18 protein-coding genes are annotated in these 17,045 nt (G+C 49.0%); all 18 read right to left on the bottom strand.

The window, feature by feature from the left end; all coding sequences use genetic code 11:
- Positions 1 to 32: 32 nt before the first annotated feature.
- Positions 33 to 899 (bottom strand): F0F1 ATP synthase subunit gamma, encoded by an 867-nt coding sequence (locus LCM20_RS10485; protein ID WP_225195409.1) that lies wholly within the window; start codon positions 897 to 899, stop codon positions 33 to 35.
- Between the two features lie 116 nt (positions 900 to 1,015).
- Positions 1,016 to 2,524: a F0F1 ATP synthase subunit alpha gene (atpA, locus tag LCM20_RS10490; protein WP_225195410.1), complete on the bottom strand. Its 1,509-nt coding sequence runs from the start codon at positions 2,522 to 2,524 to the stop codon at positions 1,016 to 1,018.
- Positions 2,525 to 2,542: 18 nt separating this feature from the next.
- Positions 2,543 to 3,088 (bottom strand): F0F1 ATP synthase subunit delta, encoded by a 546-nt coding sequence (locus LCM20_RS10495; protein ID WP_225195411.1) that lies wholly within the window; start codon positions 3,086 to 3,088, stop codon positions 2,543 to 2,545.
- Positions 3,085 to 3,609, bottom strand: coding sequence for a F0F1 ATP synthase subunit B (atpF, locus tag LCM20_RS10500; protein WP_225195412.1), 525 nt, complete (start codon positions 3,607 to 3,609; stop codon positions 3,085 to 3,087). The genes LCM20_RS10495 and atpF overlap by 4 nt, the downstream gene beginning before the upstream one ends.
- Positions 3,610 to 3,838: 229 nt before the next feature.
- On the bottom strand, positions 3,839 to 4,051 hold the full coding sequence (gene atpE, locus LCM20_RS10505) for a F0F1 ATP synthase subunit C (protein ID WP_181472298.1): 213 nt from the start codon (positions 4,049 to 4,051) through the stop codon (positions 3,839 to 3,841).
- Between the two features lie 49 nt (positions 4,052 to 4,100).
- A complete protein-coding gene (atpB, locus tag LCM20_RS10510; protein WP_225195729.1) occupies positions 4,101 to 4,823 on the bottom strand; it encodes a F0F1 ATP synthase subunit A in 723 nt (240 codons plus the stop codon).
- 24 nt (positions 4,824 to 4,847) lie between these two features.
- Positions 4,848 to 5,216, bottom strand: coding sequence for an ATP synthase subunit I (locus LCM20_RS10515; RefSeq protein ID WP_225195413.1), 369 nt, complete (start codon positions 5,214 to 5,216; stop codon positions 4,848 to 4,850).
- A 1-nt stretch (position 5,217) separates the two neighbouring features.
- Positions 5,218 to 5,475, bottom strand: a complete 258-nt coding sequence (locus tag LCM20_RS10520) for an AtpZ/AtpI family protein (RefSeq protein WP_225195414.1) — start codon at positions 5,473 to 5,475, stop codon at positions 5,218 to 5,220.
- Between the two features lie 166 nt (positions 5,476 to 5,641).
- Positions 5,642 to 7,741 (bottom strand): S8 family serine peptidase, encoded by a 2,100-nt coding sequence (locus LCM20_RS20080; RefSeq protein WP_318247309.1) that lies wholly within the window; start codon positions 7,739 to 7,741, stop codon positions 5,642 to 5,644.
- Between the two features lie 367 nt (positions 7,742 to 8,108).
- The gene (gene wecB, locus LCM20_RS10530; protein WP_225195415.1) at positions 8,109 to 9,257 is read right to left on the bottom strand and encodes a non-hydrolyzing UDP-N-acetylglucosamine 2-epimerase; all 1,149 of its coding nucleotides are present in this window, start codon (positions 9,255 to 9,257) and stop codon (positions 8,109 to 8,111) included.
- A 12-nt stretch (positions 9,258 to 9,269) separates the two neighbouring features.
- Positions 9,270 to 9,902 carry a uracil phosphoribosyltransferase gene (gene upp, locus LCM20_RS10535; protein WP_079477948.1) on the bottom strand — a complete coding sequence of 211 codons (633 nt, stop codon included), beginning with the start codon at positions 9,900 to 9,902 and terminating at the stop codon, positions 9,270 to 9,272.
- 769 nt (positions 9,903 to 10,671) lie between these two features.
- Entirely contained in the window at positions 10,672 to 11,925 is a 1,254-nt protein-coding gene (gene glyA / locus LCM20_RS10540) for a serine hydroxymethyltransferase (protein WP_225195416.1), read from the bottom strand.
- A gap of 26 nt (positions 11,926 to 11,951) precedes the next feature.
- Complete coding sequence (locus LCM20_RS10545; protein ID WP_225195730.1) at positions 11,952 to 12,491, bottom strand: TIGR01440 family protein; 540 nt, start codon at positions 12,489 to 12,491, stop codon at positions 11,952 to 11,954.
- 134 nt (positions 12,492 to 12,625) lie between these two features.
- On the bottom strand, positions 12,626 to 13,066 hold the full coding sequence (gene rpiB, locus LCM20_RS10550; RefSeq protein ID WP_225195417.1) for a ribose 5-phosphate isomerase B: 441 nt from the start codon (positions 13,064 to 13,066) through the stop codon (positions 12,626 to 12,628).
- A gap of 303 nt (positions 13,067 to 13,369) precedes the next feature.
- Positions 13,370 to 14,695 (bottom strand): methyl-accepting chemotaxis protein, encoded by a 1,326-nt coding sequence (locus LCM20_RS10555; protein ID WP_225195418.1) that lies wholly within the window; start codon positions 14,693 to 14,695, stop codon positions 13,370 to 13,372.
- A gap of 24 nt (positions 14,696 to 14,719) precedes the next feature.
- The gene (locus LCM20_RS10560; RefSeq protein ID WP_225195419.1) at positions 14,720 to 15,331 is read right to left on the bottom strand and encodes a low molecular weight protein arginine phosphatase; all 612 of its coding nucleotides are present in this window, start codon (positions 15,329 to 15,331) and stop codon (positions 14,720 to 14,722) included.
- A 69-nt stretch (positions 15,332 to 15,400) separates the two neighbouring features.
- Positions 15,401 to 15,937, bottom strand: a complete 537-nt coding sequence (locus tag LCM20_RS10565; protein ID WP_225195420.1) for a manganese efflux pump MntP family protein — start codon at positions 15,935 to 15,937, stop codon at positions 15,401 to 15,403.
- Positions 15,938 to 15,998: 61 nt separating this feature from the next.
- The gene (locus tag LCM20_RS10570; RefSeq protein ID WP_225195731.1) at positions 15,999 to 17,036 is read right to left on the bottom strand and encodes an L-threonylcarbamoyladenylate synthase; all 1,038 of its coding nucleotides are present in this window, start codon (positions 17,034 to 17,036) and stop codon (positions 15,999 to 16,001) included.
- Between the last annotated feature and the right edge of the window lie 9 nt (positions 17,037 to 17,045).

Below are 17,045 nucleotides of genomic sequence, written 5' to 3' on the forward strand. Positions count from 1 at the left end.
CCTAACTTTACTGTAAAAAAATCAGAGACTTTCTACTCGAGGGCAGCGGCTCCGCCGACAATCTCGGTAATCTCCTGGGTAATAGCAGCTTGACGTGCACGGTTGTAAGATAGAGTCAGGTCGCCGATCAATTCATCAGCGTTATCCGTAGCACTCTTCATCGCAGTCATTCGGGCTGCGTGCTCACTAGCTTTACTGTCGAGTAAAGCTCCGTAGATTAAGCTCTCAGCGTATTGTGGAAGAAGGACTTCTAAGATTCCTTCCTGGTCCGGCTCATACTCATAAGAACTTGAAGCTGCTGCTTTCTTTTCTCCACCGAAGTCAGTGAGTGGAAGAACTTTCTTCTCCGTCACTTCTTGAGTGATGGCACTGACGTAGTGATTGTAATAAATGTAAAGCTGATCAATTTCACCGTCTGAGAAAAGTTGAACCGTATCAGAGGCGATGTCCTTGATATCAGCAAAATCCGGTTGATCGGAAATGCCTGTTATGTCCATGTCGACTGGCATATTACGTTTACGGAAGAAATCGCGTCCGATCCGACCGAGTGTAATCAGCGTATATTCGTCTGCAGACGTGTGGTGCTGACGAATCTGCTGGTAGACTTTTCTCAGGACACTGCTGTTATAAGCTCCTGCAAGTCCACGGTCGGAAGTGATGACAAGGTACCCTGTCCGTTTCACTTCACGGGATTCAAGCATCGGGTGACTCGCATCACCGCCGCCTTGTGCAATACTTGCCACGACCTCTTGGATTTTCTCACTATAAGGAACAAATGATTTCGCATTTTGTTCAGCACGATTCAATTTGGATGCAGATACCATCTCCATCGCTTTTGTAATCTGCTTCGTCTTTTTAGTGGACGTAATCCGGCCTTTAATATCTCTAAGGGATGCCACGCTGTTTCACCACCCTTTCTAGCTGGTTCAGTCGATTTCAATCAAACGTTTGTTTAAGAAGTCCAGGGAGCGATGAAAAGCTCGTACGCCGCTGTTCACCCACCCCTTACCTTCTCTTATTCACTCGCTACGAACGTCTTCTTGAATGCTTCGACAGCTTCTTTCATATCTTCGTCTTCTGCTAGTTTTCCTGTTTCACGGATTGTCTTCAGAAGATCTGAACGGTTATTGTCTAACCAGTTGTGGAACTCAGACTCGAAACGAGTGATGTCCGCCACTGGGATTTCATCAAGATGTCCTTTTGTCAGTGCGTAAATGATCATAACCTGTTTTTCAACAGAAAGCGGTTCGTGAAGACCTTGCTTCAGAACTTCTACGGTACGCGCACCGCGGTTAAGCTTCGCTTGTGTTGATTTATCAAGGTCGGATCCGAACTGTGCAAAGGCTTCTAGTTCACGGTAAGACGCCAAATCAAGACGCAGTGTACCGGCAACCTTCTTCATCGCTTTAATCTGTGCGGAACCACCAACACGGGATACGGATAGACCGGCGTTGATCGCTGGACGTACACCCGAGAAGAAGAGATCCGACTGAAGGAAGATCTGACCGTCTGTAATCGAGATAACGTTCGTAGGGATATAAGCGGAAATGTCTCCTGCTTGTGTTTCTACGAATGGAAGAGCTGTAAGAGATCCTCCACCTTTCGCGTCACTCAATTTCGCCGCACGCTCAAGTAGACGAGAGTGCAAGTAGAATACGTCCCCTGGGAAGGCTTCACGACCTGGTGGACGACGAAGAAGCAAGGAAAGCTCACGGTATGCAGCAGCCTGCTTGGAAAGGTCATCGTACACAACAAGTACGTGCTTGCCGTTATACATGAAGTCCTCACCCATTGATACTCCGGCATATGGAGCAAGGTAAAGAAGTGGTGCTGGTTGAGAGGCACTTGCGGTTACAACGATTGTGTAATCAAGCGCTCCGTGACGACGAAGCGTCTCTACCGTACCACGGACTGTCGATTCTTTCTGACCGATTGCGACGTAGATACAAATCATATCTTGGTCGGCTTGGTTCAGAATGGCGTCAATCGCAACAGATGTTTTACCTGTTTGACGGTCTCCGATGATCAATTCACGTTGTCCACGACCGATCGGTACAAGGGCGTCAATCGCCTTGATTCCTGTTTGAAGTGGCTCATCAACGGATTTACGATCCATTACACCAGGAGCTGGTGATTCGATCGGGCGTGTTTTTGTCGTTTCAATTGGTCCGCGGCCATCAACTGGCTGTCCAAGAGAGTTTACGACACGGCCAAGTAGTTCTTCACCGACAGGAACCTGCATGATGCGGCCTGTACGACGAACTTCATCGCCTTCTTTAATATCTGTATATGGTCCAAGAATGACAAGACCAACGTTACTTTCTTCCAAGTTCTGGGCTAGACCCATAACTCCGTTAGAGAATTCAACGAGCTCTCCGGCCATGACGTTGTCAAGACCATGAGCACGTGCGATACCATCACCGACTTCGATAACTGTACCCACATCATTGACTTCTATATCTGTTTCATAGTTTTCAATTTGCTGCTTAATCAGCGCACTGATTTCTTCAGCTTTGATGCTCATGCCATTTCACCCCTATCATCAATTGTTCGCGGATGTCAGCTCGCGCTTCATGCGACGAAGTTTTCCGCTGATTGAACCATCAAAAATGCGGTTACCGATTCTCAGGCGGATTCCACCTAGAATCTCAGGGTCCACAATGTTCGTCAGATTCAATGATTTTTTGCCGACTTTCGGTGCAAACGTCTCTGAAATGCGTTGTTTCTCTGCATCCGACAGCTCGCGAACCGAATAAACCTCGGCATCGGCAATACCTTTAGCATCATTCATTTTCGTAATAAACTGGGCAACCATATCCATCATGATATCTTCACGGTGGCGATCGACAAGAAGCTGAAGCGTGTGAAGCACTTCATTCGAGAACGATTGAAATGACTTCGTAACCAACTGTTTCTTCTGATCCATCGTCACACGGGGATGCTTAAGGAAATGAACCAGCTTCGGGCTGCTCGTGTAAACATCACGAAATGTACGAAGCTCTGATTCTACCTGTTCCAGTTTGTTCTTTTCTTGTGCGAGTTGGAAAAGAGCGTCTGCATAACGTTTCGCAATGATTGTGTTACTCATCGCTCTTCTCCTGCCTCGTTAATGTATTCGTTGATCAATTTCTCTTGATCCTGTTCAGACAATTCTTTTTCAATCACCTTGGAGGCAATCATAACGGACATAGAAGCGACTTGGTCTTTAAGAGTTTGAACCGCTTTATCGCGCTCCTGCTCGATTTCCTGACGGGCAGATTCTTTGATTCGGTCTGCTTCCGCACGAGCGGATTCAATGATATCGCGCTCTTGTTGACCAGCTGTCTTACGTGCGTCTTCTATAATGCTCTGTGCATCTTGACGTGTCTTTTTCAACTCTTCAGAAGCTTCGCGCTGCATTTTCTGAGCTTCTTCACGACTCTTCTCAGCCGTGTTGATCTCGTTTGCAACGTAATCTTCACGCTCTTTCATCATGTTCATCAGTGGTCCCCAGGCGAACTTGGCTAGTAACGCTAGAAGGATGATGAAGAATGCCAGCTGAGTAAGCATGTCTCCTACTAGAAATCCAGCTTCAGCTCCGAGAACAAGACTATTTGTGAATACTTGCACAGTTTTCACTCCTTCCCACACCATCTCGTATCAGGTATAACGATTTTCTAATCCCATGCTAGTCTGAAACAGAGGCTTTACATGAGAAAAACCCGGCTTCAGCTGCTGTTCAGCTGTCGTCGAAGTTTTCTTTCTCTCCCTACCGGGTATAAAGTTGTTCATAAGGTAAAGCAAAGGCGAAGATCGATAGAGTTGAACTTCGCCAAAAGATTGTCGTGCTCGTCCTGCATTACTGACCTAATACGATAAACGCGATTACAACGCCGATGATTGGAACGGCCTCTACAAGGGCAACACCAATGAACATTGTTGTTTGAAGTGCAGAGCGCAATTCTGGTTGACGCGCAATCCCTTCAACTGTACGACTTACGATAAGACCGTTACCAATACCAGCACCTAGTGCCGCTAAACCTACTGCAATTGCAGCTGCTAATAGACCCATAATGAAAATCCTCCTCAAATATTTTAAAAATTAGATTTTTACTTTTATATTAATGGTCATCGCTCACCTTGTGAGACATATAAACCATCGTTAACATAACGAATATAAATGCTTGGATGAAACCGATAAAGGTACTGAAGCCCATCCATGCAATCATTGGGACGGCTGCCCCTAAAGCACCTAAGGCACTTGACGTCGCTAGTCCGACAAGCAAGCTTAGTAGAATTTCACCTGCATAAATGTTCCCGTATAGACGCAGTCCAAGCGTCAGGGTGTTTGAAAATTCCTCGATCAGTTTAAACGGCAGTAAGAATGGTAAAGGACGTACAAATCCTTTCGTGTATTCTTTTCCACCCTTCAACTTCACTCCGTAATAGTGTGTCAATACGACAACCATCACAGCAAGCGTCAAGGTAATTCCCGGGTCCGCTGTTGGCGATTTCCACCAAAGCGTGTGTCCCACAACTCCATTGGTTACGACTCCGAGCATGTTGGAAACGAACACATAGGCGAATAATGTCAATCCTAAAGGCAAGAATAGCTTACCTGTCCGCCAGTCCATATTCGAACCGATGATACCTTTTATAAAGTCGATCAACCATTCCATGAAGTTCTGGTATCCTCTTGGATAGCGCTTCATGTTTCTAGTCGCGGCTACACCGAGGATGAAAACGATCAATGATGCGACAAACATCATTAATACATTGGATAAGTTGAAATCCAACCATGGAATATTCAGAACGTCTTCCACTATTGGTGATTCGTGATTCAATCTGTTCACCTACCTTCCATCATGCTAAGCTGTAGATTTGTTGAAAAGGTAATCTATAAAAATGACAATGTAGGCTGCCATTAAGCCCAATACTACTGAAATTAAATGGAAATATTCTTCAAACTGAAGGGCGATGACAACGGCTAAAGCGCCTGAGGCCAGTCGCGTAAATGTACCGATTCCCCGTACTGAATGACTTTCTGATGCGGCTTCTCCGAGCTTGCGGATTTTACGTTGCATAAGCCAGAGGTTGTAAAAGCTTAATAGTGCTCCAAGTAGAAGCCCGAGGAATATGGGTTGCCAAGGTGTGACTCCCCAACCTAGTACTAGTAATGCCAGAAGGTAGAACATCCATTTTCGTTGACGGGCAATTACTTGCTGGTAATCTTCCATATTAATCGTCTCCCGTGTACTTTCGTACTAAATGAATGGTTCCGTATGTACCTGCTCCCAACCCAAGAAAAATCCCTATGATTAGAAACGTGGGTGATGTGGATAGATGGCTGTCGATCCATTTCCCGAAATAGACCCCGACGAGTGGTCCGCCGGCTAGTTGAGAAACGATCGCACTGGTGAGTGCCATGGCTTGAAAAGGCGGCTTCGAATTCAAGGCGATCAAACCTTTCTCTTCTACGTATGAAAACCTTATCATTCCACACTATGTAAGAATACATGAGGGTTCATTTCATGTCAATGCAATAACGAGTAAAAATACAAATGTCTGACAAGAAACGATCACAAATTCGTCACATTTCAAAGGCGCAGGGTGAGCGAACAGTCACACACCCTGCACCAACCACAGGATTTAATGGGATTTACTAGAAAATAACCGGGAAGTTGTACGTGTAAACCTTTCCTTCCGCCTCAACCTTCACAACCGCTTGATATGGACCTACAAGTTCATCCTTCACAGGAAGCGTCCCCTGCGCCATTCCAGATCGCATATCCTTCCACTCGACTAACTCTCCAGCATGGAGCATCGTCCCTGCCCGGTAAAGATCGACCGTCACGACCTCCGCCTCTTCAGACAGGTAGAAACGATAGTTCAGTTTGTCACCGAGTGATTTCGACAATTCGAAGCCCGATACTCGCGCATAGTCAGCGGATTCCTTCATATATAAATACGGGATATGGTACGGCCGATCCGCTTCGACCTCGACGTACCCTTGATAGAGACCATCCTCAAGGAAACCACCAGACACCCTCAAGGCTATCAGCACTTCTTTCGTCTCCCCTGGTGACAAGAAGGTTGTCCGCGGCAGCGTCCACGACTCTCCTGTCTTTTTATCAGGCGTTCGGAACGTGACTTTCAGTTCGTCTTCTGTTGGATTCGTCATGCGGATCGTCTTCGTATCCTGGAACAGTTCGTCCTGAATGCGTCCGTACTCAAGCTTTCCATCAATCAAGAGCTTCGGTTCAATCGACTGGTCAATGTTCACATATCCGGCTCCTTGATCGATCGGGACGACTCCTTCCATCCTGTCCGCCCCACTCAAGATCGCCTGCTTCACTTGCCCCGGAGACCAGTCTGGATGCGCCTCTTTGATGAGGGCCGCTACACCCGCAATGTGAGGTGCCGCCATACTCGTTCCCTGCAGTGGCGCGTAGCCACCGGGTACAGTACTCATAATGTTGACGCCGGGCGCAACGACGTCCGGCTTGATCGACCAACTTGTTGTGACGGGCCCTCTTGATGAAAAAGGAGCCATCCTCTGATCAAGGTTTTCCCATTCCGTCGCTGCCCACTGATCCTTTTGCTGCTCGAGCCACGCGCCACTTTCCTGCGTAACCGCCGCAACAGGAATCGGAAGGTTGAGCCCATTTAACGATCCTTGAAACATTCCTTCTTCATTATTATAGATGAGCACCGCCTCTGCCCCTGCTTTGTAGGCTTTGAGTGCTTTTTCATAAAACGGTACAATGCCTCTTTCAAACACGACAATCTTGCCTCTTGCGTTCTCAATTTCCTCTTCGCCTTTCCCGGCAAAATGAAGTGGATATTTTCTGTCGAGCGTCCAAACCGTTGAGCCTACAAGCGGCTGAAGCGGGATCTTCTTCCTGGCCACCTCGAGGACCGGCATTTCTGAAGGTAATGCGACGGCTCCTACTGTAATCGCATGAGAAGAAGTCGCCGGCGAGCCGACGGTCCAATCATTCGGCCCCGAGTTCCCTGCAGCCACCACCACCGTCGTTCCAAGCTCGATCGCTTTTTCCACGGCGTTCGCTGTCGGCCAATCCGGTCCGTTCACATCGTTCCCGAGCGAGAGGTTGATGACGTCCATCCCGTCTTCCACCGCTTCTTCAATAGCCGCGATGACTTGGACAGATGAACCCATCCCACCCGGACCGAGAGCACGATAAGCATAAAGCTCAGCGTTCGGTGCGATCCCCTTCATTTTTCCATTCGCTCCAATCACACCGGCGACATGAGTCCCGTGCATCGTCGCTCCCTCCGCCTTCGTTTCCATCGGGTCATTGTCGAAATCAACCGTATCAAAGCCGCCTCTATAGTTCATAAAAAGATCCGGGTGTGCATAGTCGACACCTGTATCAATGACGCCCACCTTGACGCCCTCACCGGTATAGGTTGAAGAGATGGAATCAAGCATCATTTCCGTAGAAAAACTCAGCTCGTCTTCCTGAAGCGCACTGTATTCCCGGACGGGGTACTGATTCGTCACAGCATCCATCCTCGCCAGCTTCTCCAACTCCTGCACCTCTCCTCGGATGGCTACTCCATTGAAAATCGTGTCATACTCCGCCACGACCTCAACCCTGGGAAGTCTCAATTCGACCTCCGACACAAACTGTTCAGGAGACTCATCCAGTTCAACAATAATAGTGACAGGTTCATTCGACTGCGGGGTGGAAAAACCAACTGTAAAGAGCAGGGTGATGGCTAGAAGAATCCGTCGCATATGAGAGGCTCCTTTTTTTCTTCTTAGTGTGCGATGAGATGAAGGAGCTATGCGCGGCATTTCGAAATTCATTATTGAGAAGAGGATAATTCATCCCATAAAAAAAGAGACCTGCTCAGGTCTCTTTTTTCAATACACTCTTATTCAAGTCCAGCTTCAAACCTTTGCTAAACGTCATTGGCAGACGTGAAGTAAGGTTCTGTATGCACTCTTATGGTACAGTGTGGTGGAAAATGACGAGACTCCTGCAGGATTAAACGGACAACGGCGAGATCCCCGTAGGCGCAGCCGGAGGTAGCTCGCCGTCCGCCGCGGAAAGCGAGTTATTTTCCACCACACTGACACTCTATTTCGTACAGAACCTAGCTCATTCAATTTCGAATGGCTGCGGTTTGTCGTCGCGATGTTTGAAGAAATAGCGGATCGCTTCCGCAATGCGAGCGGAGGCTTTTCCGTCTCCATAAGGATTGGATGCTTTCGACATCGCCTTATGCTTCCCATCGTCGGACAGAAGTTCATTCGCAAGGTTGAAGATATGATCTTCGTCCGTTCCAGCAAGCTTCAGTGTACCTGCTTCGATTCCTTCCGGACGCTCTGTCGTATCACGCAGAACGAGGACCGGAACACCAAGGGACGGTGCTTCTTCCTGAACTCCGCCTGAATCGGTCAGAATCAAATGAGCACGGGAAGCGAAATTGTGGAAGTCGATGACGTCAAGTGGATCAATCAGCTTGATGCGATCGTCGTTTCCTAGAATTTCATCCGCCGTCTCTTTGACAACCGGGTTCAAGTGGACAGGATAAACGACTTGAACATCATCATGCTCTTCCACAAGACGTTTAATCGCACGGAACATCTGCTTCATGTTGTTCCCGAGGTTCTCACGACGGTGCGCGGTCATGAGGACGAGACGCTTGTCTCCAACTTCATCCAGAATGTCGGAAGCGTAGTCGCTTGCCACTGTCGTCTGCAGAGCGTCGATTGCTGTGTTTCCTGTTACAAAAATGTGGTCCTCTGCTTTATTTTCTGAAAGCAGATTGTCACGGGATTTGTTGGTCGGAGCAAAGTGCAGATCGGCCATAACTCCTGTGAGCTGACGGTTCATCTCTTCAGGGAACGGGGAATACTTGTCCCACGTACGAAGGCCGGCTTCCACGTGTCCGACTGGAATTTGGTTGTAGTAAGCAGCTAAGGAAGCGGCGAATGTCGTCGTTGTATCACCGTGAACAAGAACAACATCCGGTTCGGTTTCCTTCATCACTTGGTCAAGTCCTTCCAGTGCTCGCGTTGTCACTTGGGCAAGGGTTTGGCGAGACTTCATAATATCAAGATCATAGTCCGGTTCAATGTCAAAAATGTTCAGCACTTGATCAAGCATTTCGCGGTGCTGAGCGGTTACCGTTACAATCGGTTCAAACTGCTCGGATCGTTTTTTCAGTTCAAGGACAAGCGGCGCCATTTTAATCGCCTCTGGTCTTGTTCCGAAAATCGTCATCACTTTAATGCGGTCTGCCATCGTCTCTCTCCTTTACTTCGTACCGTACAGGCGGTCTCCGGCGTCGCCGAGGCCTGGAACGATATAGCCTTTTTCGTTCAGTTTCTCATCAAGGGCTGCCAGGTAGATGTCGACATCAGGGTGTTCTTTTTGAACGGCTTCGACTCCTTCAGGCGCAGCCACAAGACACATCAGTCGGATCTGACGGGCTCCACGTTTCTTCAGGGAGTGGATCGCTTCGTTCGCAGAACCACCCGTTGCGAGCATCGGGTCAATGACAATCAATTCACGTTCTTCAATATCACTTGGAAGTTTTACATAGTATTCGACGGGTTGTAACGTCTCTGGATCACGGTAAAGGCCGACGTGACCGATTTTTGCAGCCGGGATCAATTGAATGATGCCGTCTACCATTCCTAAACCAGCACGTAGAATCGGAACGAGCCCGATCTTTTTACCAGTCAGAACTTTCGCTTTCGCATCGGACACGACTGGCGTGTCGATGGATACTTCCTCAAGCGGAAGGTCGCGTGTAATTTCGAACGCCATCAGCGCTGCTACTTCATCTACAAGTTCGCGGAAGTCCTTCGTCCCTGTCTCCGCTTTACGTATGTAGGTTAGTTTGTGTTGAATCAATGGATGGTCCAGTACATATACATTTCCCATTGCCGATCACTCCTCCTCAAAGTTTACATCCTTTAAATTGTACTGAAAATACCAGTCGACTGCAAGGTTAAACAAACGTTTGATTAACACGATTTTTCCCTAAACCGACAAATCTAATCCTTTTTTGCTGAGTCCTTGGTTAGACGATCTGCCTTATTCTTTTTCTAAAAAGGTCTTGAAGAAGCTTCTCCTTACACTTTCAGGGGTCTTTCGAAGTGAAAACGGCCGAGACAGAACTCCTCTCTCCCCTTTCACTCCCCCTTTAGCCACAAAACCGACGTGACAACCTCTCCCAAAGAACATTACGGTTCTGTTACAAATGTGGAGGTCAGTGGGGTGGAAAATAGCTCGCTTTCCGCGGCGGACGCCGAGCTAACTCAGGCTAAAGCCTGAGTGGATCTCGCCGTGGTCCGTAAATTCCGCAGGAGTCTCGCCATTTTCCACCCCACTTTATGAAAGTAGTGGGAACAGAACCTAGCGAGGATGAGGAAAGACGAACGTAATGCTGTGCAATCATAGTTTTTTTACAGATGATAGCATAAGAGGTTCCATCTCATTTTCATAAAGGTGTTGGCGAAACGACGAGACTCCTATGGGAGCAGAGTACAGATGAGACCCCACAGCGACCCGAAGGGAGCGAGAAGACTCAACGGACGCCCATGGAAAGCGAGTTGTTTCGCCAACACCGCTTCGCAAGCTGAGATGAACCGATAAGACTTTCTCAAAAAATATAAAAAGCCACCAGCAAATAGGCTGGTGGCTTTCGTATTTACACCGAATGAACGAGAGATTGGTAAAGTGGGAAGCGGGATGTCAGCTGCTGCACACGATTGTGCGCTTCTTTCATTTTCGCTTCGTCCTCGTGATGCTCAAGAACAAACGCGATCAAGTCAGCAATTTCATCCATTTCATCCTCTTTAAACCCACGGCTTGTCACCGCTGCTGTACCGATACGGATTCCGCTTGTAACAAACGGGCTTTCCGGATCGAACGGGATGCCGTTCTTGTTCGTTGTAATGCCGATTTCATCAAGGGCTTTTTCAACGACTTTTCCTGTCAGTTCGTTTTGACGAAGGTCAAGAAGAAGCAGGTGGTTGTCTGTTCCACCGGAAACGAGGTTCACGCCTCGTTCGACAAGCGCTTCCCCAAGGCGTTTCGCGTTCGCGATCACTTGACGGGAGTACTGCTTGAATTCAGGCTGCAAAGCTTCTTTGAAAGCTACAGCTTTTGCGGCGATGACGTGCATCAACGGACCACCCTGCATACCAGGGAAGACGGATTTATCAATTTTCTTCGCAAACTCTTCCTGACAGAAAATCATTCCGCCACGTGGCCCGCGAAGGGTTTTGTGTGTTGTTGTGGTTACAAAGTGAGCGTGTGGAACCGGGTTCGGGTGAAGGCCGGTTGCTACAAGTCCTGCAATGTGCGCCATATCGACCATCAGGTACGCTCCGACTTCATCTGCGATTTCGCGGAACTTCGCAAAGTCGATTTCGCGTGGGTAGGCACTTGCTCCAGCGACGATCAACTTCGGCTTCACTTCTTTGGCTTTTTCAAGCACAGCATCGTAATCGATACGCTGGTCTTTTTCAGTCACACCATACTCTTCAAAGTTGTAAAGTTGTCCACTGAAGTTAACAGGGCTTCCGTGTGTCAGGTGACCACCGTGGTTCAGGTTCATACCAAGCACGGTATCGCCGTGTTCAAGAACCGTGAAGTAAACAGCCATGTTCGCCTGCGCTCCGGAGTGTGGCTGGACGTTTACGTGGTCCGCTCCGAAAAGCTCTTTCGCACGATCGCGCGCCAAGTTCTCGACAACATCTACGTGTTCACAACCACCATAATAACGACGGCCCGGGTAACCTTCCGCATATTTGTTCGTCAGTACAGACCCCATCGCTTCCATAACTGCTTCTGATACGAAGTTCTCAGAGGCAATCAGTTCGATATTGTCCTGCTGGCGCTTCTGTTCACTTTGAATCGCTTCAAAAATTTCTGCATCCGTTGATTTTACATGGTTCATCGTTTCCCATTCCCCTTTCAGAAATCCTAGTCGCAAGAACCTTCGACTTGTTGTGTTTCATAAACAGCACGAGCTCCACCAATAAGAGGAGGCCTTGTCTTCGCTGCTGTGATGTGCGCTTCCCCGATCGCCTTCTGCTCCAATCGCAGTGGTACGGCGACACGCTTCAAGTGCATGCCGATCAGTGTGTCCCCGATGTCGAGGCCACCGTCCGCTTCGATGCTCTCGACTAATACAGGATCCTGCATCTGTTTATAAGCATAGGATGCCATCGATCCACCGGCTTTCGGCACAGGTATGGCGGATACAACCGGCCACTTTTGTGCTTCAGCGCTGGACCTCTCTACAACTAAAGCGCGGTTCAAGTGCTCACAGCATTGAAAAGCAAGCTGCGCTCCTGTTTCTACCTTTAGTCTATGCAACTCCTTGTACACGGCCTCGGCGATTGCCTCACTTCCGGACGTGCCAATTCGTTCTCCGGCAATTTCACTCGTAGAACAGCCGACGACGAACACGCCGCTTTTGACCGTTCCACTATCCAAAAGCCCGTCCACTACGTTTTTCACATCGGACTGAACAGCAGCTACATCCTTCACAGCTCTTCCTCCTCATTCTTTGCAAAAAGGAGAAGCAATTCTGCTCCCCCTTTTATCCACAGCGCATACATTCGGTGCATCCGCTTTTTCTCTATCTCATTGTATTACTTATTTTCGTATTCGGCAATCTTCCCTACGCGATTTTCGTGTCGACCGCCCTCATAATCTGTCGAAACCCATGTCTTCGCAATTTCACGAGCGAGACCAGGGCCGATAACGCGTTCTCCCATGCAGAGGACGTTGGAGTTGTTGTGCTCACGTGTCGCCTTTGCTGTGAAAAGATCGTGAACTAATGCGGCACGGATGCCTTTGACTTTGTTGGCTGAAATGGACATGCCGATGCCTGTCCCGCAAATCAGAATGGCTTTGTCGAATTCGCCGTTTGCTACGCGTTCTGCTGCCGGGATGGCGTAGTCTGGATAATCGACGGAGCCTTCGCAGTTGCAGCCGATGTCTTCGACTTGGATGTTCAGGTTGTTTAGTTCTTCTGCGACTTCTTGACGCAGGTTCACGCCGCCGTGATCGGAAGCTAAAATGACTTTCATCTTGTTTCCTCCTGTGAATGAGGAAACGCTGTCGGTTCTTCAATAAGTGGTGGTGTCGGCGGGGGAAAAACGAATCGCTTTCCGCGGGCGTCCGGTGAGCCTCCTCGTTCGCTCCGCTCTCTGCGGGGTCTCACGCTGAACTTCTATCCCGCAGGAGTCTCATCGTTTTTCCTCCACCTCTATGTCAATCTGCTTGAACCTCTCCTAAAGGGTCAGAAGCGGGATATCCTCTAGCTTCAAACCGACCTCTTCCAGAAGGCGCTCAACCTACCTGATCCACTATGACCGACAACGATTCCTACACTAATTTTCCTTTATCGTGACAGGTTCGTTTTGGTCTGTCAATTGGAATTTATGGATTTGGTTTTTCAAGGATGCGGCTTGTTTTTCCAAGGCGCATGCCAGTTCGTCGATGTTTTCCATGACGTATGTCTGTTCCTGGACGGAGGCGCTGACTTCTTCGGCGCCTGCTGATGTCTGCTCGGTTGCGGCGGCGACTTCCTGGGACTGGATGGAAGACTGTTGGATGGATAGAAGCTGGCGTTCGACCATGCCGGAAATATCCTGCACGGCTTCGACGACTTCGCCCACGGAGCTTCCCATCTGCTGAATGGCTTCTGTCGTTTCTTTCCCTTTTTGTGCTTCTTTCGTTGAATTGTTCATCTGCTGTGTCATTTGGGAAACGACTTGTTTCACGTCTGATTGAATGGTTGCGATCAAGTCGGTGATCTTCTGCACGGATGTGGCACTTTCATCTGCCAGCTTCCGTACTTCGTCCGCTACGACGGCAAAGCCTTTGCCGTGTTCACCCGCTCTTGCTGCTTCAATCGATGCATTGAGTGCAAGCAGGTTCGTCTGCTCGGAAATGTCACCGACGAGGCTGATGATGTTTTCGACTTCCTGGGCATTTTTGTCCAGGCGCTCGACGTCTTTCAGTGAAGCACGCTGGTCATCGGCTACGTTCCTGATCCCTGTTACCAGCTGCTCGACGACTTTTTCGGAATTTTTCAGGACGGACAGCATCTGTTCGGACTTTTCACGCGAAGAGGCTGCTTTCTGTTGGACTTGTTCTGCCAGATGTGTGGCATCCTCGACGGACTCTGCGTTCTGCTGAACAGCGGCGGCTGATGTCTCGGCACCTTTTGAAATTTCCTGTGTCGTCTGGCTGATCATGCGGGATTGTTCGGCCGCCTGGTCAGCAGACGATTTCATCTGGATGACGGTACGGTTCGTTTCTTCGAAGTGCTGATCGATGTTCCGCACCACACCACTTAAGTTATCAATCATTTTATTGAAGGCTAAGGATAACGAGCGGATCTCGTCATCGGACTTCTGCACTTCCACTTTCTCCGTTAGATGACCTTCTGCTGCTGCGGTAGCGGCTTTCTCCAATCGATTCAGCGGTCTTGTGATGAATCCGGATATGAAATAAGCGAGCACGCCGGACCAAAATACACCTAAAAGAAGCGTGATGATGGTGAAGGTTTGAGCTGAAACCTCCAAGAATGACTGGACGTACCCGTGAAGACCGTAAATGAATAAAGCTGTAAATGAGTATGTAACGATCGCTAGTCCTGTTATGAACAAGACTAACTTGAGACGAAGACTTGACCTATACTTTCTTGACACAGAAAAGACCTCCCAATGAACTAGTTATTTATCTCTATTTTCTAACTTTTTCACGAGGAGTTCAATATACTTTTCTAATTCGTCTCTCGTTTCCCGGTAAACGTTCACATTTCCGCCAAATGGATCGAGCACGTTTACATCTGGGAATTGCTGTTCAAGCGCTCGAATCTGGCTGATTTCATCGAAGAGCTCTTTCTGCAGTACCTCTTCCAGTTCACTCTCTGTAAGGTGAGCACTGTTCTCTTTCAGAATCGCTGATCTTTTTTCCTCAAGAGTTGAATAAAGGTTCTTCAGTTCAGACCACTGCCCTTGATCGACGAGCACGTATTCCTTCAGCGTGAAGTATTTGTCTTCGTGCTTCGGAAACTGTAGGGTGAGCGTCTGTTTGTGGCGATCGGTCATCGTCAGGACAAGGTCGGCCCATTCCAATAGGTCCTCTTTAATCTGTGACGTTTTATGGTTGAGGCTGAACCCTTTCTCCTCGAGGACCATTTCTGAATGGGTGGCCATCAGCTGGTTTTCTCCGGCAAAAACACCGGCAGAACGCACCTGATCCTCCGGCCACTTCGATTTGAGAATCGCTTCCGCCATTGGGCTTCGGCATGTATTTCCTGTACATACAAATAGAATGTTCATGACTATCGCACTCCTTGCCTTTTCTTCCATCATATCACAGGTGAATCGGCGTCGTCATAAGCGTGAAGTCTAAAAGATCGTGTATAATCCGAGCGCACAGAGGATGCTACCACCGAGAATTTCGCTGGAGGTGCCGAGAAGGTTACCGGCTCTGCGTCCGATGATGAAGCCTGTCCACGTCAAGACCATACTGAATACACCAAATGATAGAACAGAGAACCAAAACTGGGAATCTTTCAGACCGAGTGTGAAGCCGACTGGAAAACTGTCGATACTGACGCTTAAGGCAAAAAGCCAGACCCCAGCCCCGGCAAGTGTGTAGGAAGAAGACTGTTTCTCAGATAAGGAGGCGAAAACCGTGTAACTTCCTAAACCGAATAACAGGATCCCACCACCGAGGGATGTCCACTGACTGGCACTCGATGACAGCCATTGACCGAGCATCATCCCGAGCCCCGGCATCAGGACGTGCGCCGCCCCGACGACAACCCCCGCTATACAAGCATGCTTCAAACGAATCGCCTGCATCCCCATCCCGAGTGAAACAGAGAAAGCATCCAACCCCAAAGCCATCGATAATAGAAAAATGGAAGTCCATTGATCCAACAATAAATCCCCCTTCCTCGCAGAACCTCTATCAAGGTATGCGAAGAAGGGGGACGATATGCTAGGAAGAGGACAAGACGCGGACAGAAGCTTTACGCAGACGGTTCATCACCGCAGCCCCTACGCCTGTCTCTTCAAAGGATTCGGTTAAAATGAGATCCACTTCCGAACGTTTGAATTCCCGAAGCGCATCGTAAAGTTGAACAGCCACTTCGGCGAGGTTCTCTCTCGAGCCGCAGCGGATGACGGGTTGATGGTCCAACTTCTCTGCCAGTTCACCACTTGCGATGACACCGACTCGTTTTCCGTCAGCCTTCAACTGTTCCAACTGTTCCATGAAAAATTCGTCGTCGCCTTCCACTAACCATAGTGGAGATTCCGGAGCATAGTGGGTGTACTTCATGCCAGGAGACTTCGGCTTGTGATCGTCTTCTGCCGCCAATGCAGGATCGACCGCCACTTCGGGAAGGACCTCCTCCAGCTGCTCTTTCGTAATACCACCAGGTCTCAGGATGACAGGGACTTCTGTTGTACAATCCAGAACCGTCGATTCCAAGCCGACCCCTGTCGTACCGCCATCCAGGATACCGGCAACGCGGCCATCGAGGTCCTGCCTCACATGCTCAGCCTTTGTCGGGCTCGGACGGCCGGAGCGGTTCGCACTTGGAGCGGCAAGAGGCGTTTCGGCCGCTTCCAATAAAGCCAGAGCAAGAGGATGATCAGGCATTCGAATTCCAATCGTGGATAAACCTGCCGTTACGTTCGAAGCGGCTGAACCATTGCTCTCCATGATCAGCGTCAAAGGCCCCGGCCAGAAAGCGTCCATCAACGTGCGGGCGACATCCGGAATGCGCTCGACCAAGCGATCGACCTGGTCGCGGTTTGATACGTGCACGATCAACGGATTGTCTGAAGGGCGCCCTTTCGCTTCAAAGATTCCAGCTACCGCCGCTTCGCTCGTAGCATCCGCCCCCAACCCGTAGACGGTTTCCGTCGGGAAAGCGACCACTTGGTGTTGTTTTAATAAATCGGAGGCTTCCTGTATAGATTGGTCTTTTGGATTGGATGGATCTTCCGGTATCCACAATTTCGTCTGCATGCTCATACT

This window comes from Halobacillus litoralis (assembly GCF_020171725.1).
Taxonomy (GTDB): Bacteria; Bacillota; Bacilli; order Bacillales; family Halobacillaceae; genus Halobacillus; species Halobacillus litoralis_F.

Excerpts from the sequence above, each read along its gene's own strand:
- LCM20_RS10570 (WP_225195731.1), bottom strand. The coding sequence starts at position 17,036 with ATGCAGACGAAATTGTGGATACCGGAAGATCCATCCAATCCAAAAGAC.
- atpE (WP_181472298.1), bottom strand. The coding sequence starts at position 4,051 with ATGGGTCTATTAGCAGCTGCAATTGCAGTAGGTTTAGCGGCACTAGGT.
- LCM20_RS10515 (WP_225195413.1), bottom strand. The coding sequence starts at position 5,216 with ATGGAAGATTACCAGCAAGTAATTGCCCGTCAACGAAAATGGATGTTC.
- atpA (WP_225195410.1), bottom strand. The coding sequence starts at position 2,524 with ATGAGCATCAAAGCTGAAGAAATCAGTGCGCTGATTAAGCAGCAAATT.
- glyA (WP_225195416.1), bottom strand. The coding sequence starts at position 11,925 with ATGAACCATGTAAAATCAACGGATGCAGAAATTTTTGAAGCGATTCAA.
- LCM20_RS10560 (WP_225195419.1), bottom strand. The coding sequence starts at position 15,331 with ATGAACATTCTATTTGTATGTACAGGAAATACATGCCGAAGCCCAATG.
- wecB (WP_225195415.1), bottom strand. The coding sequence starts at position 9,257 with ATGGCAGACCGCATTAAAGTGATGACGATTTTCGGAACAAGACCAGAG.
- upp (WP_079477948.1), bottom strand. The coding sequence starts at position 9,902 with ATGGGAAATGTATATGTACTGGACCATCCATTGATTCAACACAAACTA.
- LCM20_RS20080 (WP_318247309.1), bottom strand. The coding sequence starts at position 7,741 with ATGCGACGGATTCTTCTAGCCATCACCCTGCTCTTTACAGTTGGTTTT.
- LCM20_RS10495 (WP_225195411.1), bottom strand. The coding sequence starts at position 3,088 with ATGAGTAACACAATCATTGCGAAACGTTATGCAGACGCTCTTTTCCAA.
- rpiB (WP_225195417.1), bottom strand. The coding sequence starts at position 13,066 with ATGAAAGTCATTTTAGCTTCCGATCACGGCGGCGTGAACCTGCGTCAA.
- LCM20_RS10520 (WP_225195414.1), bottom strand. The coding sequence starts at position 5,475 with ATGATAAGGTTTTCATACGTAGAAGAGAAAGGTTTGATCGCCTTGAAT.